At 64.9% G+C, this 21,751-nt stretch carries 20 protein-coding genes; 8 read left to right on the top strand and 12 right to left on the bottom strand.

Annotated features, from left to right (window positions below; translation table 11 throughout):
• The first annotated feature begins 111 nt into the window (after positions 1-111).
• From L8G49_RS03790 to L8G49_RS03765, 6 genes are all read left to right on the top strand, one after another.
• On the top strand, positions 112-2,781 hold the full coding sequence (locus L8G49_RS03790) for a DUF294 nucleotidyltransferase-like domain-containing protein (RefSeq protein ID WP_242182551.1): 2,670 nt from the start codon (positions 112-114) through the stop codon (positions 2,779-2,781).
• Positions 2,778-3,248 carry a peroxiredoxin gene (locus tag L8G49_RS03785; RefSeq protein WP_242182549.1) on the top strand — a complete coding sequence of 157 codons (471 nt, stop codon included), beginning with the start codon at positions 2,778-2,780 and terminating at the stop codon, positions 3,246-3,248. The genes L8G49_RS03790 and L8G49_RS03785 overlap by 4 nt, the downstream gene beginning before the upstream one ends.
• A 208-nt stretch (positions 3,249-3,456) precedes the next feature.
• Complete coding sequence (locus L8G49_RS03780; RefSeq protein ID WP_242182547.1) at positions 3,457-4,668, top strand: M23 family metallopeptidase; 1,212 nt, start codon at positions 3,457-3,459, stop codon at positions 4,666-4,668.
• A gap of 47 nt (positions 4,669-4,715) precedes the next feature.
• Entirely contained in the window at positions 4,716-5,057 is a 342-nt protein-coding gene (gene erpA / locus L8G49_RS03775) for an iron-sulfur cluster insertion protein ErpA (protein ID WP_242182545.1), read from the top strand.
• 30 nt (positions 5,058-5,087) lie between these two features.
• Positions 5,088-5,858 carry an exodeoxyribonuclease III gene (xth, locus tag L8G49_RS03770; RefSeq protein ID WP_242182543.1) on the top strand — a complete coding sequence of 257 codons (771 nt, stop codon included), beginning with the start codon at positions 5,088-5,090 and terminating at the stop codon, positions 5,856-5,858.
• Positions 5,859-6,140: 282 nt separating this feature from the next.
• On the top strand, positions 6,141-6,401 hold the full coding sequence (locus L8G49_RS03765) for a hypothetical protein (protein WP_242182541.1): 261 nt from the start codon (positions 6,141-6,143) through the stop codon (positions 6,399-6,401).
• A gap of 50 nt (positions 6,402-6,451) precedes the next feature.
• Here the strand turns inward: L8G49_RS03765 and L8G49_RS03760 are convergent, their stop codons facing one another.
• Complete coding sequence (locus L8G49_RS03760; protein WP_242182539.1) at positions 6,452-7,609, bottom strand: N-acetyltransferase; 1,158 nt, start codon at positions 7,607-7,609, stop codon at positions 6,452-6,454.
• A gap of 123 nt (positions 7,610-7,732) precedes the next feature.
• Between L8G49_RS03760 and L8G49_RS03755 the strand changes: the two genes are divergently transcribed.
• Positions 7,733-8,848 carry a fatty acid desaturase gene (locus L8G49_RS03755; protein WP_242182537.1) on the top strand — a complete coding sequence of 372 codons (1,116 nt, stop codon included), beginning with the start codon at positions 7,733-7,735 and terminating at the stop codon, positions 8,846-8,848.
• Positions 8,849-9,075: 227 nt separating this feature from the next.
• On the opposite strand, the gene lptG is transcribed toward L8G49_RS03755, so the two are convergent.
• From lptG to L8G49_RS03705, 10 genes are all read right to left on the bottom strand, one after another.
• The gene (gene lptG, locus L8G49_RS03750; RefSeq protein WP_242137673.1) at positions 9,076-10,170 is read right to left on the bottom strand and encodes an LPS export ABC transporter permease LptG; all 1,095 of its coding nucleotides are present in this window, start codon (positions 10,168-10,170) and stop codon (positions 9,076-9,078) included.
• On the bottom strand, positions 10,167-11,339 hold the full coding sequence (locus L8G49_RS03745) for an LptF/LptG family permease (RefSeq protein WP_242137672.1): 1,173 nt from the start codon (positions 11,337-11,339) through the stop codon (positions 10,167-10,169). The genes lptG and L8G49_RS03745 overlap by 4 nt, the downstream gene beginning before the upstream one ends.
• 143 nt (positions 11,340-11,482) lie before the next feature.
• Positions 11,483-13,435, bottom strand: coding sequence for an ATP-binding protein (locus tag L8G49_RS03740; protein ID WP_242182535.1), 1,953 nt, complete (start codon positions 13,433-13,435; stop codon positions 11,483-11,485).
• 59 nt (positions 13,436-13,494) lie between these two features.
• Entirely contained in the window at positions 13,495-14,754 is a 1,260-nt protein-coding gene (locus tag L8G49_RS03735) for an aminotransferase class I/II-fold pyridoxal phosphate-dependent enzyme (protein ID WP_242182533.1), read from the bottom strand.
• A gap of 7 nt (positions 14,755-14,761) precedes the next feature.
• Positions 14,762-15,004 (bottom strand): acyl carrier protein, encoded by a 243-nt coding sequence (locus L8G49_RS03730; protein ID WP_010162746.1) that lies wholly within the window; start codon positions 15,002-15,004, stop codon positions 14,762-14,764.
• Positions 15,005-15,063: 59 nt separating this feature from the next.
• On the bottom strand, positions 15,064-15,978 hold the full coding sequence (locus L8G49_RS03725) for an NAD(P)H-binding protein (protein ID WP_242182531.1): 915 nt from the start codon (positions 15,976-15,978) through the stop codon (positions 15,064-15,066).
• Positions 15,975-17,081, bottom strand: coding sequence for a glutamate 5-kinase (gene proB / locus L8G49_RS03720; protein WP_242182529.1), 1,107 nt, complete (start codon positions 17,079-17,081; stop codon positions 15,975-15,977). The genes L8G49_RS03725 and proB overlap by 4 nt, the downstream gene beginning before the upstream one ends.
• Before the next feature lie 55 nt (positions 17,082-17,136).
• On the bottom strand, positions 17,137-17,694 hold the full coding sequence (locus L8G49_RS03715) for a Uma2 family endonuclease (protein WP_242182527.1): 558 nt from the start codon (positions 17,692-17,694) through the stop codon (positions 17,137-17,139).
• 274 nt (positions 17,695-17,968) lie between these two features.
• On the bottom strand, positions 17,969-19,015 hold the full coding sequence (gene obgE / locus L8G49_RS03710; RefSeq protein WP_242137666.1) for a GTPase ObgE: 1,047 nt from the start codon (positions 19,013-19,015) through the stop codon (positions 17,969-17,971).
• A 17-nt stretch (positions 19,016-19,032) separates the two neighbouring features.
• On the bottom strand, positions 19,033-19,644 hold the full coding sequence (locus L8G49_RS03705) for a TetR/AcrR family transcriptional regulator (protein ID WP_242182525.1): 612 nt from the start codon (positions 19,642-19,644) through the stop codon (positions 19,033-19,035).
• A 40-nt stretch (positions 19,645-19,684) separates the two neighbouring features.
• On the opposite strand from L8G49_RS03705, the gene L8G49_RS03700 reads away from it, so the two are divergent.
• Positions 19,685-20,593: a metal-dependent hydrolase gene (locus L8G49_RS03700; RefSeq protein ID WP_242182523.1), complete on the top strand. Its 909-nt coding sequence runs from the start codon at positions 19,685-19,687 to the stop codon at positions 20,591-20,593.
• Between the two features lie 538 nt (positions 20,594-21,131).
• Here L8G49_RS03700 and L8G49_RS03695 read toward each other — a convergent pair.
• A complete protein-coding gene (locus L8G49_RS03695) occupies positions 21,132-21,620 on the bottom strand; it encodes a BLUF domain-containing protein (RefSeq protein ID WP_242182521.1) in 489 nt (162 codons plus the stop codon).
• Positions 21,621-21,751: the final 131 nt, after the last annotated feature.

The raw sequence follows: 21,751 nt of genomic DNA, 5'->3' as shown, positions 1-21,751 counted from the left end.
TTCCGAAGGAATGGCAGAAAGCGTGCGCATCATGCCATAACGATCGATGCGCCGTATTGTTGCTCTGCGCGCCGGGAAGTCGATAAGAATTGCGGCGGAGCGTATTGAACGATGCAAGTCGACGAAGCTGTGGTGTGGGCGGTCCAGCGAGCGCGGCGAGATGCTCCGTTTCTCGCGCTGATTCTCGACCGCGAGCCGGTGCTGGCGCAGGCCTTGATGCGGGGCGAACTCCCGCCGCTCGACGGGCTGACCGAGGATCTGGACGGTCTGCCGGTCGCGCAGCGTCTGCGTCTCGCGCGACGGCGGTTGGCGCTTCGCGTCGCAATTGGCGACCTCGCCGGGATCGACAATCTCACCACGGTTACGCGAACGCTGTCCGATTTCGCGGATCTTGCGCTCGATACGGCGATCCGAACCGCGATCGAGGAACGGACGCCCGACGCGCGGCCGGTTGGTTTTGCGGCAATCGCGCTGGGCAAACAGGGCAGTCGCGAGCTCAACTATTCGTCCGATATTGACCCGATCCTGATCTACGATCCGCAAACCCTGCCGTGTCGGCGCGGCGAAGCGCCTGAGGTAGCGGCGGTTCGGATCGCACGGCGCGTCGTGGAGCTCCTCCAGGCGCGCGATGGCGACGGGTATGTGCTGCGCGTGGATTTGCGGCTGAGGCCGTCGCCCGAGGTCACACCGATCGCCCTGTCGGTGGACGCCGCGATCTCCTACTATGAATCGCTTGCCCTGCCGTGGGAGCGCGCGGCGTTCATTCGTGCGCGCGCCGCCGCGGGCGATGTTGCGCTTGGCGCGCGCTTCCTCACCGCCGTCGCACCGTTCGTCTGGCGCCGTGCCCTGGATTTCGGGGCGATCGGCGAGATCCGCGGGATATCGCGCCGCATTCGCGACCATTATGCGCAGGGTCAGGCCTTCGGGCCCGGGTTTGATCTCAAGCGTGGCAGGGGAGGGATTCGCGAGGTCGAATTCTTCACCCAGATCCATCAGTTGATCCACGGCGGTCGTGATCCCGCGCTGCGCGTACCCGCAACCCGCGATGCCCTGGCGGCGCTGGCCAGGGCGGGGTGGGTCGATCAGCAGGAGGCGGACGCGCTCTGCGATGCCTACACGCTGTTCCGTACGATCGAACATCGTGTCCAGATGATCGAGGACCGCCAGACGCACACGTTGCCGGACGGTGATGCGCTGGAAGGCGTGGCACGGCTGCACGGGGTGGCGAACGGCGCCGCGTTGCTTGCGGTGCTTTCGCCGCACGTCGCGGCGACGGCGCGGACCTATGACGGCCTCGACCCGGATGCTGGCGATGCGTTGTCCTTCGACCGGGCCGCGTTGACCGCGCAATTCGCTGCGGCCGGGTTTGTCGACACCACGACCGCCGTGCAGCGTATCGAGCAATGGCGGAGCGGCAGCTATCCGGCCTTGCGCAGCCCAGCGGCCCGCGCTGCGTTGGAGGCGGTGTTGCCGGGGCTGATCCTCGCGCTCGGGCGTTCGCCCGATCCGCATGACGCGATCATCCGGCTCGACCGGATGCTGGCGCGGCTGACGAGCGCGGTCAATTTCTTCCGTTTGCTGGAAGCGCGACCGGCGCTCGCGCGGCTGTTGGGCCTCGTCCTGAGCCATGCCGTAACGCTCGCCGAAGACCTCGCGGGGCGCCCGGAACTGTTCGACGGCCTGATCGATGCGAGCGCGCTCGATCCGGTCGGCCCGGTGGCTGCTCTCATGCACGAGATGGCCGGCGGCGAGGATTATCAGGCGAAACTGGATCACGTTCGCCGGATGGTCGGCGAAAAGCGGTTTGCGCTCGGCACTCAGATCGTGGCGGGGGTGGCCGATCCGCTGGACGTGTCGGCCGGCTATGCAAGGGTTGCCGAGGCGGCGATCGGCGTGCTCGCGCAGGCGACGATCGAGGCTTTTGCGCAGGTGCACGGGGTCGTTCCCGGTAGCGAGCTGGTGATCCTGGCGTTGGGGCGCCTTGGCGGCGGTGCGCTGACCCATGCGTCCGACCTTGACCTCATCTATCTGTTCACCGGGGACTATCTAGCGGAGTCGGATGGCGCAAAGCCGCTCGGTGCGGTGCTTTATTACAATCGGCTGGCGCAGCGGCTGACCGCGGCCCTGTCGGTGCCGACGGCGTCGGGTCCATTGTACGAGATCGATACGCGGCTGCGCCCCTCCGGCACGCAGGGGCCGCTCACCGTTTCGGTCGACGGGTTCGCGCACTATCAGCGCGCGCAAGCATGGACCTGGGAGCATATGGCGCTGACCCGGGCGCGCGCCATCTTCGGATCCGACGATGCGCGGGCGGCCGTCCAGGTGATCATCGGCGACGTATTGCGGGGCAACCGTCCACAGCGGGACATCCTTGCCGACGCTGGCGGCATGCGGCGTGAAATGGCGCAGCACAAACCGCCGCTTGGACCGCTGGACGCCAAGCTGCTGCCGGGCGGATTGGTCGATCTCGAATTCGCGGTCCATATGGCCCAGCTGACCCATCGGCTCGGCTTCGACCCCAATCTGCACCGCGCGATCGATGCCCTGATCGAGGCGGGCGTGGCTCCGGCTGGCATGGCGCGGGCGTATGACGTGCTGGCCCGTCTGCTTGTCACGCTGCGGCTGGTCGCGCCATCCGCGCAGCCGCCGGGGGTGGCGACGCAAGTGCTGATAGCCGAAGCGCTCCACATGCCCGACTGGCAACAGGTGGTTGCGTCGCTCGATGCCACGCGGCAGGAAGTGGCGACATGGTTGGCGCAAGTGGAAGGAGGCGGGGCATGACGGCGTTGGCGGAAGGCGGGATGATTCCGGCCGTGGACCTGTGTGCGTCCGATGGGAGCCGGATCGATCTGCGCAGCTACGTCGGCAAGCCGCTCGTCCTTTATTTTTATCCCAAGGACGACACGCCCGGATGTACGCGCGAGGCGCAGGACTTCAGCGCCGCTTACGAGGACTTTCGCGCCTTGGGTACGGCAGTGTTGGGCGTCTCCCGGGATACGGCGGAGAAGCATCGCAAGTTTGCCGCCAAACACGACCTGATCGTGCCGCTGGCCTCGGACGATACCGAGACGGCGCTCGAGCCGTTTGGTGCGTGGGTCGAGAAGACCCTCTACGGCAAGACCTACATGGGGATCGATCGATCGACCTTCCTGTTCGATGCAGACGGCATTCTCGTTCGGGTTTGGCGCAAGGTGCGGGTGCCTGGCCACGTGGACCAGGTCCTCGACGCCGTGCGGACGCTTTCCTGACGATTCGCATGGTTAACGTGGCGTCCGACGGCCAATTCAACGACTCGCCGTAGCGTTCAGCCGTTTCGACGCGCACGGGCGCTACGCGACTTGCCGTATGGGAAAAAGTTCCGTCAAAACGATCATGGCTGGTTTCGGGGGGCTGAGACCGGTCGAAGAGGAGCGGGAGCTGGAATTTCCGGCAATCGCAAATGGTCGTCGGGGTCCAATGAAAACGAATATCATTTCGATTGCGTCCGCAGCGCGGTTCGCCTCGCGCGTCGGCACCTACTTCAAGACCCGCGATTTCATTCTGCAGGACGGCCGCGACCTCAAGCGTTTCCGCATCGGCGCCCGCGCCCAGGCCGTGGCAGCGTCGGTTGCTGCGGTGTCCATGTGTTTTTCGGCGTATGGCGTAGCCCAGGCGGCTGTTGGCGCCGCAACGATGACCGGCATTGTCGCAACCCCGCAATCACCGGAAATCAAGGTCGCGCAGATGCGGCTCAGTGTCGCGCGGCTCCAGCACGACGTCGCCACCATCCGCGCTGCGGTCGCGGCGCATGCGGTTCGCGTCGATCAACGCCAGGCATTGCTGGTCGCGGCGGTAGGCGGCAAAGCGGATGTCGCATTGCTGTCGCAGCCCACCCCGATCATCGATCCCAAGGCCGACGCGGTCGCAGCTGATGTGGTGGCACCGCTCAAGAAGGTCGAGGCGCAGCAACTCGCCGCAGCAGGCGACGTTCGGCGCGTGGCGGATCAGCGGCTATCCCGCACGGTTGCGCACATTCGCAGCCTCGGTATCGCGCCGGAGCGCCTCGTGAAACGTCAGCGACCTGCGATGGGCGGGCCGTTCGAGGCTGCCAGCAGCGCCGCCGCCGAGGCGGACCTCCGCGCCGACACGCAGTTCCGCTCGTTGTTCATGACGTGGAAGAAGCTCGATACGTTGCAGCAGGGGGTCATTGCCATTCCGTCGGCGCAGCCGGTCGAGCATCTGGCCTACACCAGCAACTACGGTATCCGCTCCGATCCATTCCGCGGCACAGCCGCGATGCACGCTGGCGTGGACATTCCTGGCCCGATGGGCACGCCCGTCTATGCAACTGCCGACGGAGTCGTTGACCGTGCGGAGCGTGCCGGGGGGTATGGCAACCTGGTCGAGCTGGATCATGGCAAGGGCATCCAGACGCGCTACGGCCATCTGTCGAAGCTCCTCGTCGAGGCGGGGACCCATGTCCATCGCGGACAACTGATCGCGTTGCTCGGTTCGACGGGTCGCTCCACGGGGCCCCATCTTCATTATGAAGTGCGCATCGATGGCCACGCGGTGAATCCGGTGCCATTCCTGCAGACCGCCGATTATCTCGTCGCCGCTCAGGACAAGTCGATCCACGCGATCCCGGTATCGGTTGGAGGCCCGGCGGCGGCAGACGCGGCAGACTGATCCGGCTGCCGGTTGCCGATGCCGTCACGAGAGCCTATCTTTCATCCATGGCTACATCGCTCGCTCCTGAAATCGCGCTGACACCCTCGGCCGCCGCGCGCGTGGCAGCGACCGCCGCCAAGCAGGGCAAGCCGGCGATCCTGCGGTTGGCGGTGGATGGCGGGGGCTGTTCGGGTTTCCAATACCGTTTTGGTTTCGCCGACACGGTCGACGCCGACGATACGGTTGCCGAACTGGATGGGGTGCGCCTGGTCGTCGATTCGGTCAGCCTGGATCTCGTTCGCGGTGCGGCGGTGGACTATGTCGAGGAACTCGGTGGCGCGGCGTTTCGGGTTACCAACCCGAATGCGGCGTCCGGTTGCGGTTGCGGTTCCAGCTTCTCGGTGTAACGTCCGGCCCGACCAGCAGGGGCCCCGCACGTGAAAATCGTCACCTACAATATCAATGGCATCAAGGCGCGTCTGCCGCGTTTGCTGGAATATCTGGCAGAGCAGCAGCCCGATGTGGTGTGCCTCCAGGAACTTAAGACCAGCGACGAAACCTTTCCCGAGGCCGACATTCGGGCTGCCGGATATGGCGTGGTCTGGCACGGTCAGAAAAGCTGGAACGGGGTCGCGATCCTGGCGCGCGGGGCCGAACCCGTCGAGCGCCAGCGTGGTCTCGCCGGCGAACCCGAAGACGACCACAGCCGCTATCTCGAAGTCGAGATCGACGATTTGATCGTTGCGTCGATCTACCTCCCGAACGGCAACCCGCGCCCAGGACCCAAATTCGATTACAAGCTGCGCTGGATCGACCGGCTCTCCGCACGCGCGCGGGACTTGTTGGCGGAGGAGCGCCCGGTCGTGCTGGCAGGTGATTACAACGTCATTCCCAATGACGACGATACCTATTCCGTCAGGGCGATGCAGGAAGACGCGTTGATGCAGCCCGAAAGCCGCGCTGGCCTGCGCGCGCTGATCGCGCAAGGTTGGACGGACGCATTGCGCACGCGGCATCCCGGGGGCGGTGTTTGGACCTTCTGGGACTATCAGGCCGGCGCCTGGCAGCGCGACGCAGGCTTCCGGATCGACCACCTGCTGCTCAGCCCCATCGCGGCAGATCGGCTGACCGACGCCGGTGTCGACAAGGATTATCGCGCGCGCGAGAAAGCCAGCGATCACGCGCCGACCTGGGTCACACTGCGGTAACGCAGACGGTAAAGGCCATCAGATCGGTCTGCGCTGGCGGTGTTAGGCCAGCTGCGGGGAAGCCGCGCGGCCTGGCGGAAAGAGATTACCCATCGGTATCCAAGCCAACCGGACGTCGCACCATAGAATGGCGAAACTTTCGCAATGTTGGCAAGATATCCCAGCGGCCTCGTAACGAAAGGTCACTAAGTGATGGAAATCGCACGTGCGAGGTGTATGGCACGCATAATGCAGTAACACGCATACCGGCGCCAATCCTGGCAACGGTATGCGGAGGAAATCATGTTCAAGCTCGTAGCTATGCTCGTCGGAGGCGCGGTAGCGGCCGCTAGCCCAGCCGTTGCTCGCGATCACGCCAAGCCCGATGGCGGAGCGGCCGCGCCGACCGCCGTGTCGTCGAACGCACCGTCCCAGACGGCGGATGCCTCCAACCCTCAGCGCTATTGCATCGTCGATACCCCGACCGGGTCGCATATCGTGTATCGGACATGCAAAACACGCGCGCAGTGGCTTGCGGAAGGCTTCGACCCGACTGCCAAATGAGCGGAGGGGGCTTGCGGCCCGTCCGCCGCAAGCCCGCCGCCCCGACGGCGCTACAGCGCCTTTTCGTAGATCCAGTACCGCTTGTTCACATGGCACCCGATGGCATCGGCGATCGAGCGCATTCCCTGATTGTCCTCGAGGATCCAGCCGATCTCGCCGCGGGTCGCGCCGTAATTGGCGACCGAGGCGCGCTTGATATATTCGATCATCATGAAGGCGAGCTGGCTCGCCATGCGGGACGACTGCAACTCCTTGAGCACGCCCATCAACGGCACGCGCATCGTCTTGACCTTGGGCTTGCGCAACCACAGCAGCAGTTTGGCCCAGCCGAACGGCAGCAGATTGCCGTTCAGCGGGGCGATCGCCTCGTTCAGGTCGGGCAAAGTGATCATGAACGCGACCGGCCGTCCGTCCACTTCGGCGATCCGGATCAGGTCGTTGAAGACGATGGGCTTGAGCTTGACGCCAACGTCCTTGATCTCAGGCTCCGTCAGCGGAACGAAGCCCCAATTGTCGGACCAGGCGTCGTTCAGAATGGCGAGGATGATCGCCGCTTCTTCGTCGAACTTGGTCTTGTCGACCTCGCGGATGCGAATCCGCGGGTTCTTTTCGCCCGAAGCGATGATCCGTTGCAGCAGCGGCGGGAAGGGAAGCGTGATGTCGAGTTCGTAGGTAAGCAGTTCCTTGACCCGCGTGTACCCTGCATTCTCGATCCAGTCGCGATATTCGGGCTTGGCGTGGCCCATCATGATCGTCGGGGGGTGATCATATCCGTCGACGAGGAGTCCGGGCTCTTCCCATACCGACATGCTGATCGGTCCGAGCACGCGGTTCATGCCTTGATGCCGCAACCAGCCTTCGGCAGCAGTAATTAACGCGTTGGCGACGATTCCATCCTCGGCATCGAGCAGGCCGAACTGTCCGCACCCCGGGCCGAAGCCCTGCGCGGGGTTCATGGTCAGCGCGAGCGTGTCGATGTGCGCGGCGACTCGCCCGACGACCTTGCCGCCGCGTTCGGCGAGAAACAGCTGCGCCTTGGCATGGCTGAACCAGCCGTTTTTTTCGGGCGTGATCAGGCCGAGCGCTTCGCCTTTCAGCGGCGGCACCCAGTTGGGATCGCCCTTATACAGTCGGAACGGGAGATCGACGAACTGCTTCCGATCAGCCTTGCTGGCGATCGGGCGAATGGCGATGGAAGCACTGGTCACGGGATAAGTCACCTTGCTGAAAGCATGCGCCCTCCCGCGCCCGGTACGCTAAGTCAAGTCGTTGCATGGCCGATACGGCTTGGACCCCTGTTTTTGCCAAGATCTAGCCACTATCTTCCTGCAATGGCTACCTCCATGACGACAACGATGCTGACCTTCGACCGCCGCGCCGATGAGCGCTCGACGCCGCCTTCGCGCGTGCCGTTGTCGGCCATCACCGACGACAAGGCGATGCTGCGGGCGGTGGTCGAGCTTACGCGCGACCTGAATGCCCCCAAGCCCGCTATCTACTGGACCGACCTGCTGGCTTCGGCTGCGGTGGGTTATGCGGGCCTCGTCGTCGCAATGACGATCGGGTCGGTTGGCTGGGCCCTGGTTGCGGCGGTGGTGGCGATTCTCGGCCTGTATCGGGCGGGTATGTTCATCCACGAAGTGTCGCACATGAAGCATAGCGCGGTGCCCGGGTTCCGGTTGGGCTTCAACACGGTGGTCGGCGTTCCGCTGCTGGTGCCGTCCTTCATGTATGAAGGCGTGCACAACCTTCACCACGCCAAGACGCGGTATGGGACAGCGGAAGATCCCGAGTATCTACCGCTGGCGCATATGGAGCCGTGGACCCTGCCGTTGTTCCTGGTGTCCTCGATCCTCGCGCCGATGGCCTTGCTGTTCCGCTATGCGGTGCTGACGCCGTTGTCGCTGGTCGTGCCGGGCATGCGGACCCTGCTGGTTTCGCGCTTTTCGTCGTTGTCGATCAATCCGCAGTTCCGTCGGCGCATGCCCGAAGGCGAAGTGGCGGCGCAATGGCGCTGGCTCGAGGGCGCGTGCAGCGTATGGGCAATCGGCCTGATAGCTTCGGTAGTGGCCGGCGTGTTCCCGTTGCACATGTTCGCGATTGCGCTTGGCGTTGCCTCCGGCGTCTATGTCCTGAACCAGGTGCGGACTCTGGTCGCGCATCTTTGGGACAACGACGGGGAAACGATGACGGTCACGGCGCAGTATCTAGATACCGTCAACGTGCCGCCGCCTGCGCTTCTGCCGGTGCTTTGGGCACCCGTGGGCCTGCGCTATCACGCGCTGCATCACCTGCTGCCGAGCGTTCCGTATCATGCCCTCAACGAGGCGCATCGGCGCCTGGTCGCGACGCTCGCACCGGACTCGCCGTATCACAAATCGAACTATGCGGGGCTTCCTGGCCTGGTTGCCCGGCTGGTGCGCAGCACGATGGTCCGCGCCCGCTAGGGTCGCGCACGGCATCCGACGGGTGCCGGGAGCGGGCAGGGATCTTGGCAGAGTGCCCGTAGCAACGGTTCGACCAGACGTCGGACGAACGGTTCGGCCATCGTCTACCGTTCCATAAACAGTCCGGGGGCTACGCGGCCTGTCGTTGGTGCCGGCCAGCGTGTGAGCGTGAAGCCGGTGCCGCGTCAGCAACGCTACGGGTTGCGGGTTCAGCCGTCTGACCCCCGTCATTCCTCGGTTCGGATCAACACCGCTTCGCCGATCATGAAGAACAGCAGGAACGGCGCCCAAGCTGCCAGGAACGGCGGATACGCGCCGATGTTACCCATCGCGAGCGCGAAGTTGTCGGCGACGAAATAGAGAAATCCCAGCATCATCCCGATCACGGCGCGGACAAACAGCTTTCCCGATCGTGCCAGGCCAAAGGCGGCGACGGCACCCAGTAGCGGCATGAGGATCGACGACAACGGCGCTGACAATTTATGCCACATCGCACCTTCGAGGGCCTTGGTCGGACGCCCGCCCGCACCAAGATCCGCGATCGCGGATCGCAATGCACCGAACGACAAGCCGCCCGCGTCGATCGTCGCCAAGGTGAACTGATCTGGGCGGACAGACTGCCCGATGACGATGGCCGGAAGTTGTGTCTTCTTGCCAGTCGCGACATCGAATCGCGTCGCTGGCGTAAGTTTCCAGCCATGGCCGTCGCGCACGCCGTTCTGACCGGTAACGATCGCGACGAGGGACCCGTTGGTGCGGTCGAACAGCGTGACGTTGGTCAGCTTGGCGTGGTCGCCCATGCCGCGTACGCGCTCGACCTGGATCAGATCGTCACCATCGCGCACCCAGACGTTGGTCCGGTCGCCGCGATCGATCGGCATCGGACCGTATTCGACCTTCTGCCAGGCATCGAGCGTTGCGGTGGCACGGCTGACGACCCGGTCATTGAACGTGAACGAGATGAGGGCAACGCCGAGGCTGGTGATCAACAGCGGCGCCAGCACCTGGTGCGCCGACAGGCCGGACGCCTTCAGCGCGATGACCTCACTGTTCTGGTTGAGCGTGGACAGGGTGATGATCGTACCAAGCAACACCGAGAAGGGCAGGAATTGCGCAATGATCTCCGGGATCCGCAGCGTCAGATACTGCCACACCTGCGGTTCGCCGTTGCCGGGATGCGCAAGGATGTGGCCCGATTCGCTGAGCAGGTCGAGCGCCTGGAGAATGAGGACGAGCATCGCCAGTACCGCGAAGGTCCGGATCAGGAACATGCGTCCCATGTAGATGGCGATGGTTCGCGACGGGAACAGGGCGCGGATCATGCTGTCTTCTCCCGGCGGCCCGGAAGCAGCTTGAGGATCGCCTTGCCAAGCTTTGCAAACACGCGCTCCAGCGCACCGATCGGCTGACCGCCCGGAACGAAGGCAATGGTGTGGAACATCCAGAGCGTAAGCCCTGCGAAAATCAGAAACGGTACCCAGATCGCGACCAGCGGATCAATCTTGCCAAGGCCGCCGACGGCTTGGGCGTACTCGTTGACCTTGTGATAGGCGACGATCATGATGATCGACAGGAAGACGCCCAGCGCCGATGTCGAGCGTTTCGGCGGGACGCCCAGGGAAATTGCTAGCAGCGGCAGCAACAGGATCGTCAGAACCTCGGCGGTGCGGAAGTGGAAGGCGGCGCGGCTGGTATCGCGCAATTCCCGCGGCGCGGCCCGGTCGCTGCCGATACGCGCCAATTCGGGCAGGGTCCGTTCGAGGTTCTCGGCCCCCCGGACGCGGAAATTCTCCGTCTTTGGAAGTGGGATCGGCAGATCGAACACCGTGAAGCGCAGCACGCGTGGCGTCGGGACCTTCGCCTCGGTCCGCACCAGCGTTCCCTCGTCGAGCCGGAATATGATCTCGTCGGGATTGTCCGTCGCGAAGAACTGGCCGTTGGCAGCCGTGATCGCGATCGATCCGCCTTTCTTGTCGTCACGCCGCAGGAAGATCCCGGAAAGTCTGCGTCCGGATTCATGGCTTTGTTCGATCCGCAGGGTCATGTCGTTGCCGAAATGCGTGAACTCGCCCACTTTGATCGATGCCCCGAGCGCGCCCGTACGCAGCTCATACCGCAGCTTTTCGTAGGCATAGCGCGCATCCGGCTGGACGAAGCCAACAATCGCCAGATTGATCGCGCCGAGCGCGATCGCATACATGTACGGAACGCGCAGCAACCGCGGATAGCTCATCCCCACCGCCCGCATCACGTCGAGCTCGGACGACGTGGCGAGCTTTCGGAAGGCAAGCAAGATGCCGAGCATCAGTCCGATCGGGATACCGAGACCTAGATATTCCGGGAGCAGGTTGGCGAGCATGCGCCACACCACGCTGACCGGCCCGCCTTCGGTCGCAACGAAGTCGAACAACCGCAACATCCGGTCGAGCACCAGCAGCATCGCGGAGATGATCAGCGTCGAAAACAGCGGCACCGCGATAAGCCGGGCCATGTAGCGGTCGATGGACTTCATGATGGCAGGAAGAGGGCCTCTGACCCGTGCGGATGCCGGGTATGCGCCGGCTATATCGTGGCGATGCGGGCGGAGCTACCTAATCCTTGTCCCGGCTTGCGAGGAAGTCCGCCACCAGGCTGTTATTCGGCGGCAATGCTGTCGACGGGGTGCGGAGGACGATCCTGTACGGCGGCGTCGATGGCGCGGGCCAGGCCCGCCAGCGTAAACGGTTTGCGCAGCACGTGGCGCCCGCCGAACTGGGCTTCTCCGCCGGCTTCTCCCGCATAGCCGGTGACGAACAGGACGGCCATGTCGGGCCGCTGCGGGGTGACGGTGTCGATCAGCTCGGGCCCCGTACGCCCCGGCATCAGGACGTCCGAGATGATCAGATCGACGTTGCCGAGGCCGTCGAGCACGCCGGGCGCAATGATCGGATCGTCGCACGCGACCGCCCGGTGCCCGAGTTCCTCCAGCGCGCCCATGGTCGCGTTGAGTACCCGCGGGTCGTCTTCCACCACGAAAATGTCGAGCGCGGTGCGCTCCGGCTTGGCCGCCGCCGGGAATGCACCGATCACCGAGGTCGTGGTCGGCGCAATGTGGCGCGGCAGGTATAAGGTGACCGTCGTTCCCACGCCGACGGTCGATTCCAGAACCACTTCGCCGGCGGCTTGCCGCACGAAGGCAAAAACCTGGCTCAGCCCCAGCCCGGTACCCTTGCCGGAGGGCTTCGTCGTGAAGAACGGCTCGAACACCCGCTCGACCAATTCAGGCGGCATGCCGCACCCGGTGTCGCACACGGCAAGCGCGATAAAGTCTCCGGCAGCGCATGTGCCGATGTCACCCTGGGCAAAAGTCGCATGCGACACGGTGATGGTGAGCTGGCCGCGTCCATCCATCGCGTCGCGGGCGTTGACCGCGAGGTTGAGAACGGCGTTCTCCAGCTGGATGCGATCGGACCGGACCATCCAGCCTCCGTCCGATTCGTGCCGCACGACGACGGTTATTCCATCCCCGAGCGTGCGGTCGAGCAAGTCCGACATGCCGCCAATCAGCGTTGCCGGATCGAGTGTTTCCGATCGCAGGGATTCCTCGCGCGAAAAGGCGAGCAGGCGTCGGGTGAGGGCGGCCGCCCGATCCGCGCCTTCGGCTGCGTTTGCAATATGGCGTTGCGCGGCTTGCGGATCATCGCCGACATGCCGGCGCGCCAGCTCCAGCCCGCCAATCACGACCGCCAGCATATTGTTGAAGTCATGCGCGATACCGCCGGTCAACTGCCCGACGGCCTCGAGCTTCTGAACCTGCCGCAGCTTGGCTTCCTGCTTGAGCAATTCCGCCGATGCCTTGGCGACCGCAGCCTCCAGCTCCAACGAGCGGTCGCGCTCGGTTTCTGCCTCCGCCCGGGCGGCCGCGCGTTGACCGAGCGCGGTGACCGTCATCCAGCCCATTGCCAGCGCGCCAAGCAGGATCAGGACGCCAAAAACGCCGAGCGTGCTCGCGATGGCACTGGAACGGGCGACCGATGCAAGCGCTGCGCCGGTGCGCTGGTCGAGTACGGTGCGTTCCTGAGTCCCGATCGTGTCGAGCAACGTGTCGATCGCCATGCGCGATGGGGCCTGGCGGGCCTTATAATACAACGCCAGCGCCTGATCGTTGCGCTTGTAGAACGTGTTCAGCGCGATATCGCCGAGTTCGTTGCTGCGCACCCGGAATGCCCGCCGCAACGCTTCGATCGCCCCTTGTTGGTCGGGATTGTCGTGCGTGATCTGCTTCAGGCGGCTGATCTGCTGGGAGGCCAGTTGCCAATCGGCCGAATAGGCCTGGCCCAGACGATCGTCGACGCTGATGACGTATCGTCCGAGGGACGCCTCGGCGCGAGCGAGCGTGCCGGACAGGTTGGCCGACAGGATCATCACTTCATAGCTATGCTTCTGAAGAGCCAGGGCGCGATCCCGTTGCCGGTCTGCTTCCCGCAACGTCCAGCTGAGCGCGACGAGCACCAGCACGCCGAGTATCGCCATCGTCACCAGCGCGAAAGAGCGCCACGTCGTGCCCGACGCCGCGCCCCCCGCCGTCTCGCCCATGTCCCCGGTCATTACGCGATCTTAGCCGATGGTCAGGTCCGTTGATAGGGGCGGTTGCGCCCGTAACGACATTAGGCGATCACGCCAACCGCCCGACCGGCGGCTTCAAACATCCGAAGTACTGTGGCGATCTGGGCAGGCGTATGCTCGGCGCACAGCGAGCAGCGCAGCAGGTAGGTCCCCGCCGGCGTGGCTGGGGGACGCGCCATGTTGACGTACAGCCCGCCCTCGAGCAGCGACTGCCACATCGCGACCGCCTGCGTCTGGTCCTCGAGGATGATCGCGAGGATCGCCGACTGCGGCGTCTCGGTGCCGAGTCGGAACCCGAGCGCCTTGAGCCCGCCGTGCAGCGCGCGCGCGTTTTCCCAGAGCTGGCGGCGCTTGTCGTGCGCGTGCATCAGCTTGCGGATCGAGGTCGCGGCGGTGGCGACGACCGACGGCGGCAGCGATGCGGTGAAGATGTACGGGCGGCACGCCATGCGGATCGCCTCGAACTTCGGGTGATTCGAGACGCAGAACCCGCCGACCGTGCCGACCGACTTGGAGAAGGTGCCGATGATGAAGTCGACGTCCGCCTCGCAGCCCTGGTCCTCGTACACGCCGCGTCCGTTCGGACCGAAGAAGCCCATCGAATGCGCCTCGTCCGATAGCACCATCGCGCCGTGCTTCTTGGCGATCGCAACCATTTCCTTGAGCGGCGCGATGTCGCCGAGCATCGAATAGACGCCCTCGAGGATGACGAGCTTGCCCGCTTCCTTGGGCAGGCGGCCGAGCCGCTTGTCGAGATCCGCGACGTCATTGTGGCGGAAGCGGACGATCTCGGCATTGCCCTGCTTGCAGCCGTCGTAGATCGAGGCGTGACTGTCCGCGTCTAGGATGATGTACTCGCCCTTGCCGACGAGCGTCGAGATCATCCCGAGGTTCGCCATATAGCCGGTCGAGAAGACGATCGCGCCGCTGACGCTGTAGAAATCGCGCAGCGCCTGCTCGACTTCCATATGATCGTGGAAGGTGCCGTTGAGCATCCGGCTGCCGTTGGTGCCCGACCCGAACTTGTCGAGCGCGTCCTTGCCCGCCGCTAGCACGTCGGGATCGAACGTCATCCCCATGTAATTGTACGTGCCGAGCAGGATCGTGTCGCGGCCCTTGATGACCGCTTCGGTCGGCGACTTGACCTCGTCCATCACGATCGAGAACGGGTCACGCACGCCCGTATCCTGCAGCGCCTGACGTTCGGCGATCAGGCCGTCGAACTTGCTCATCAGGTCGCGTTCCGGGGCGACAGTCTCGGGCTCGGCGAGCGCGTGGGCGGTGGCAGCGGCTTCGGTCATCGTAAAATCAGCCCTTGAGCTTGGCGACGGCGTCGACGAGCTGGCCGACGGTTTCGATTTCGGCCTGCATGTTCATCGTGATGATGATGTCGAACTCGTCTTCGATCGCGGCGACGAAATCCATCACGGTCAGGCTGTCCCATTCGAGATCGCCCTGGAAGGTGGTCGCGTCGCTCAGCGTCACGCCCTTCTTGTTGAACGGCTCGATCTGCGCGGTGACGGTGTCGTAGATGGATTGGCGGTCGCTCATGCTCGGTCCTTGAAACTGGGTACGCTGTGCCGCCAAAATGCGGCGGCTTTATGCACCGCCTATAGCAAGCCGTTCGCGCGATACCATGCCGCGGTGTTGGCGAGGCCCTGCGCGGTGGGAACTTGCGGGGTCCATAGATCTGAGGATGGCCGCTTGGCCGGGTCGATCGTCCAGTCGGAATGGCACATGTAGCCGACGCGGTCGTGCGTCAGCTTCGCCGCCTTTCCGCGTAGCATCGTATCGCCCCGCGCGATCAGATCGAGGACGAAGCGGGGGAGGGCGATCGGCACGACGCGTTTGCGGCCCGCGGCGATGCCCATCGCGCCGAGCAGTTCGGCATGGCTCCAGCCATTGGGTCGGCCATCGTCAGGCTCCAGGATCAGCTTGCCCGGATCGGTCTCCGCGACCGCCAGCAGCAGCGTAGCGATATCGCCGACCTCGATCACCGACAGGCGACCGCCGGGGGGCAGCAAGGCGATCCCCTTGCTCGCCATGCGGAACAGGTCGCGCATCTCCATGTCGCCGGGTCCGTAGATCGCCGGGGGGCGAATCATCGTCCAGTCGAGCGTGGAGGCCGCGACGACCGATTCGGCTTCTCGCTTGGACCAGCCGTAGATCGAGAGGTCGGGCTCACGCGCGGCCAGCGAGGAGACATGAACGAACCGGCGGACCCGCGCGCGCATGGCCGCATCGACCACCGCCTGGGTGCCGGCGATGTTCCCGGCGACGAACCCCGCACGATCGGGCGCGTTGACCACCCCCGCTACGTGCAGCACGACGTCCGAACCCGCGACCAGCGTGTCGAGCGCGTCGGGCGTGTCGAGCGCGCCCGGGATCCACGTGACGCCTGACCGTTCGGGCTGCGGCCGGCGTGTCAGCGCGCGCACAGTATGTCCCGCCGCCAGCGCCAGATCGATCAGTCGGCTCCCGACGAAACCGGTGCCGCCGGTGATGGCGAGAATCTTCTGGGTCATAGCAGCGCCATATGATTGCGGTGGATCAGCGCGGCGCGGGGCGCGTAGCCGAGGATGGCGGCTTGCGCCTCGCTGCGAAGACCGATGATCGCGGCGGCTTCGGTGGCGTGATATTCGCTCAGGCCGCGCGCGAGCGTGCGGCCTTCGGGGTCGATGACGGTTACCAGATCGCCGCGGGTGAAGCTGCCGACGATCCTGGTCGCCCCCGCCGCGAGCAGGCTCTTGCCGTTCTTGAGCGCCGCACTGGCGCCTGCGTCGATCGTGATCTCGCCCATCGCGGTGAGGCCGCCCGCGAGCCATGCCTTGCGCGCCGTGGCACTCTTTTCGGGCAGAAAGACGCTGTGGCGCGCGGGGGTGGACAACGGATGGTCGATCTTTCCGCTGACGATCGCGAGCGTCGCCCCCGCGGCGTTGGCGATGCGCGCGGCAGCGATCTTCGAGACCATCCCGCCGCTGCCCATTCCCGACGCCGACCCGCGATCCGCCATCGCCTCGATCCCGGCGTCGATCCGCTCGATCCGGCCGATATGCTGCGCGCCGGGGAGCGCCGGATTGCGGTCGTACAGGCCGTCGATGTCGCTCAGCAGCACGACGCCCTGTGCGCCCGCCGCCTGCGCGACGCGGGCCGCCAGCCGGTCGTTGTCGCCGAACCGGATCTCCTCGGTCGCGACGCTGTCATTCTCATTGATGATCGGCACCACGCCGAGCGACAGCAACCGTCCAAGCGTCGCGGCGGCGTTGAGATAGCGTCGCCGGTCTTCCAGATCGTCGAGCGTCACCAGCATCTGCGCGGCAGTCAGGCCCTGCGCGGCGAGCATTTCGGCCCAGACCTGGCTCAGCGCGATTTGCCCGGTAGCGGCGGCGGCCTGCGCATCCTCGAGACTCGCACGACCACCTTTGGCAAGGCCGAGCCTGCGCGCGCCGAGCGCGATCGCGCCGGAGGACACGACCGCGACCTGTTGTCCGGCACGGGCACGGTCGGCGATGTCGGCGACCAGCCCTTCGAGCCACTCGCGCCGCACCGTTCCATCGGGCGCGACGAGCAGCGCGGAGCCGACCTTGACGATCAGTCGCGGGCAGGAGGGGGGCGGGAAGACGGACATGCGTCCGTTTGCGTTAGCGTGACCCGCCCGCCACGCCAATGGCCTCGGCCGGGGATCAGTCGCGCGCGAAGATCTCGGCGTGCGGGATGGCGATGCCGAGGGTGGGAATCGTCACCTCGGTCGGATCGTCAAAGCTGTTGTCGACCCAGCCGCCCGGACCGGTGCGTTGCACGATCCGCACGCGTTCGTGCGCAATATCGACGAAGACGATCGTATCGACGCTCGGTAAGGCCCGATATTCGTCGAGCTTGACGCGCAGGTCGGTCCGGGCGGTGCCATCGGACAGCACCTCGAACACCGCGCGGGGATCGTCGAAGGCTATCGCGTCATCATCGCTTTCGCCATCGTGTCCGCAGAAGATCGAGACATCGGGATAGCGGATCGAATCGGGTCGCGTCCGAACCGCCATGTCCGAATTATAGGGCGTGCATCCCGACCCCCGCAGCCGGAGCGCGAGCGCAAGGAAGATGTTTCCCTGCACCCGCGCATGCCGCGCCGTCCCGCCGGCCATCATGCGGATGACGCCATTGTCGAGTTCAGCCTTCTGATCCCCGAAATCGATCTGGAGGAACGCTTCGGCGGTCAGCAGCGGGTAAACGAGATGTGTTGCCATACGCCCTTATACCAGACGGACTGCCCCCCTCAAACCGGCGACCACGCCGCCCGTTCGGGCACGTCGATCCTGCCGACTCCGGTGGTCGGCCGATAACCGTCACCCGCGAAGGCAAGACCTTTGCGAAACCGGACCTGTTCTCCCGCGAAGGCGGGAGCCTAGGAGTCGCGCAAGCTGTAAGCCGTTGTTTTACTGAGCCCTGGATTCCCGCCTTTGCGGGAAAACAGCAAACAAGGGATCAGTAAACCCACTTTCGCAGAGCCCCCCAGCCCCTTTAAACCGGCGACCACTCCGCCGGTTCGTCGCTGCCGTCTTCGCGCTTCGCCACCGTCTCGGCCGGGCCGATCGCCTCGATCAGCCGGTCGAGCACCGCATCGATCCCGTCGCCGCTCGCGCCTGACAGCGGGAGCACCTCGGCCTTGCTCGCGCGCTTGAGCTTGGTGATCAGCTTCTTGACGTCCGCCGGGTCGAGCGCGTCGACCTTGTTGAGGCCGATCACCTGCGGCTTATCCACAAGCCCCGCGCCGTACGCCTCGAGTTCTCCACGGACGATCCTGTAGTTATCCACAGGGTTATCCTCTGTCGCATCGACCAGATGGAGCAGCACCTTGCACCGCTCGATATGCCCGAGGAAGCGGTCGCCGATCCCCGCGCCATCCGCGGCGCCTTCGATCAGGCCGGGGATGTCCGCGATCACGAATTCGCGATTGTAGCGGCTGACCACGCCCAATTGCGGGCGCACGGTCGTGAAGGGATAGGCACCGACTTTCGCTTGCGCGTTGGTCACCGCGTTGATGAAGGTGGATTTGCCCGCGTTCGGGAGCCCGACGAGCCCGGCGTCGGCCAGCAGCTTCAACCGCAGCCAGACGTACATTTCCTGCGACGGCCAGCCGGTGCCGTGCTGCCGCGGGGCGCGGTTGGTCGAGGTCTTGTAGGTCGCATTGCCGCGGCCGCCGTCACCGCCGCGGAGGAACACGACGCGCTCGCCGGGCACGGTGAAGTCGGCGAGCACTTCCTCCTGATCCTCGGACAGGACCTGTGTCCCGATCGGTACGCGGATGATGAGGTCGTCACCGCCCGCGCCGGTGCGATTCGACCCAGATCCGCCGGCACCGCGTGGCGCGCGGAAATGCTGGGTGTAGCGGAAGTCGATCAGCGTATTGAGGCCGGGAATCGCCTCGAAAATGATGTCGCCACCCTTGCCGCCGTTGCCGCCGTCGGGGCCGCCATATTCGATGAACTTCTCGCGCCGGAAACTGACGGCGCCGGGGCCGCCCGCGCCCGAGCGGACGAAGATCTTTGCTTGGTCAAGAAAATGCATGGCCGCTCCTTAGCGGATTATGCGATTTTAGCCAGACTAGCCGCAGCGGCCGGTGATTCGCCACTCCGCGACGCGATCAGCGCGCGAGTCGCGATCGTCCGCGCGGCTTCGGGCGGCAGCCCGAGCGCGCTTGCCATTGCGCGACCGAGGAGAGCATCGCCCATCGCCATCAGCACCAGCTGCAGCGTTTCCTCATAGATCGCCTTGCCCGATTCATCGCCCTCGGCCAGCTCGTCGACCAAGCGGTGGATCGCGGTCAGCACCGGGTCGAGCGCATCGTGGTTGCCCGACAGGATCATCCACGAGGCCATCGCCCCGGCGCCATTGGCGAACGCATCGAACGTCAGGTCGACGATCTCGCGCGGGTCCGCCTCGCCCGCGCGCGCACGCTTCGCCGCGGCACCGATTTCCGCGGTGATCGTATCGGCGAGATGCGTGATCAGCGCCCGCTGCAGATCCGCCGCCGACCCGAAGTGGTGGAGCAAATTGGCGTGCGTCCGCCCGATCCGCTCGGCGACCGCCTTGAGCGTGACCGCCTGCGGCCCCTGTTCGATCAACAGCGCGCGGGCGGCTTCGATCGCGGCGTCGCGCGACTCTTCTGGGCTGAGGCGTTTGCGAGTTATTGACACGGATGTAAGTATGGCCTATTGACAGAACTGTCAGCAGCGCATGCCGCTACGGAGCGCTGCAGTCCACCAACACTTGGAGGATTTCGTGGCGAAAGCAACCACTCCCGCCGACCTGACGATCACGCCGCGCGACCTGCGCTTCGGCCGGGGCACGACGATGCGGCGCTGGTGGCTCAACGACGATCCGTTCGCGACCGCTTTCTACAATGCGCTGTCGGTCACTTTCCCGAAGGGGGAGGGGTTCTTCGTCGACAGCGTCCGCACTTTCCGCGAGGGCACGCCGCCGCGGCTGCGCGCTGAGATCCAGGCGTTCATCAAGCAGGAAGTGATCCACACCCGCGAGCATGTCGCGTTCAACCGGCATGTCACCGACCAGGGCTATGACACGCGGTTGCTCGAACGGCATATCGACGAGGCGCTCGCGCTCACCAAGGGCAAGCCGCCGATCGGCGCGCTCGCCGCGACGATGGCGCTCGAGCATTTCACCGCGATGCTGGCGCATGAACTGATCGCCAACCCGCGCCATCTGGCGGGGGGCGACGAACAGGCGGCGGCGCTGTGGCGGTGGCACGCCGCCGAGGAGATCGAGCATAAGGGCGTCGCCTATGACACCTGGCTGCACGCGACGCGCGACTGGCCACGGCGGCGGCGCTGGATGGTCAAGGCGATCGTCATGCTCGCGACGACGCAGAAGTTTTTCGCCGGACGGTACAAGGGGATGCTCGAGCTGCTGCGGCAGGACGGGATCACCGGCTGGCGCGCGCATCGCGGCATCCTGTGGTACGCGCTCGGACGGCCCGGCATGGCGCGCAAGATCCTGGGGGCGTGGATCGCGTTCTTCCTGCCGGGCTTCCACCCGTGGAAACATGACGACCGCGCGCTGATCGCGCTTGCGGAGAGCGATTATGCCGATGCGGTGTTGCCACGCGTAGCGGTGGCGGCGGCCTGACCGCGCTGTTGCCCGCCTCGGGTGACGTAAGCCTCGGGAAAACCGCACGAATGGGCTTTGTGATCCTGGTCCGCCGGAGTGGACGGCGATCGGAAGGTTAGGGGAAAGTTAGGCGTATCGGCACGCCGCTGCGCCGCGCCCCTTGCGCGGTCGGCATGGCTGGATCGGACCTGTCAAAGAGCGCGCGGGACGTTTAGCAAAAAGAGGCGGTGTAGGACATGGGGGTGTCGGGAAACGCCGTCACGCGGCCGCTGACCCTTGCGAACGGGTTTTCGGAAAGCCGCCATTCGGCGAGCGCGATCATTCCGTTCGCTGCCCGGGACAGGTGGTTCCGGGACAGATCAATAGGTAGCAGATTTCAGGGAAGGGGATGCTTCGGGCGGCTATTGGCGCAACCAACCGACGACTGTCGCACTATGGGTTCTTTTTGAGGCGGTCGGAATGGCAGGTGTCGCCCACTTACGGTCGTTCACGTGGGCAATAAAAGAGGGATCGGGCCGTCGCTCAATTTACTGAAGATTGCCAGCAGCAGGGATCGTTAGATCGCGCGCGGAAATAAGGGCCTGGCCTCTGGTTGTGATCCGAACTTTTCGAGAGCCGGTTCGGTTTTTCCGGCGATCAACATCATAAAGTGCTGCTTGATCGGCTGCGAAGTTTCCGACAGCAGCCGTCGCATCCTCGCGTCGTACAGATCGGGAGAATCGGCGGCACGCCGATGAACCATTGTCCAGGAACCGAACTCACGTAGCGGTATCATACAATCTCTAAGCAGGCGAAGATGATGGTGCCGACCGTCAGCCCGGATGCGCGCAAAGGCAGCTGTCACGCCTTCAGGGGAGCCTTCTATCACTTGAAGGAAGTGCATTCCATCGGACCACAGAAGCCCTGTAATGCCGTCTAACGCATTGTTATGCCGAGACTGTTCTAGGATGCCGGCAAGATCGGCTCCGTCGCCGGGGACCGTACTGACGCTAACATACAGTATTTGCTGCGTCGGCGCGACAAATGTCGCTGAGGTTGCTTTCATCGCTCGCCTTAGACTGCAAGCGAAAGCTATCCCGGCTCTCGGTCGTCATCCTGCTCGCGGCATGATCGGTGACGATATGAGAGCGGTACCACGGATATTTAAATATTGTCGCAGTATAATCGATTTGCTGA

It is taken from the genome of Sphingomonas sp. CARO-RG-8B-R24-01 (assembly GCF_022662295.1).
Lineage (GTDB): Bacteria > Pseudomonadota > Alphaproteobacteria > Sphingomonadales > Sphingomonadaceae > Sphingomonas.
Note: the sequence above shows the minus strand (reverse complement) of the source record. Positions and strands in the feature narration are given on the sequence as shown.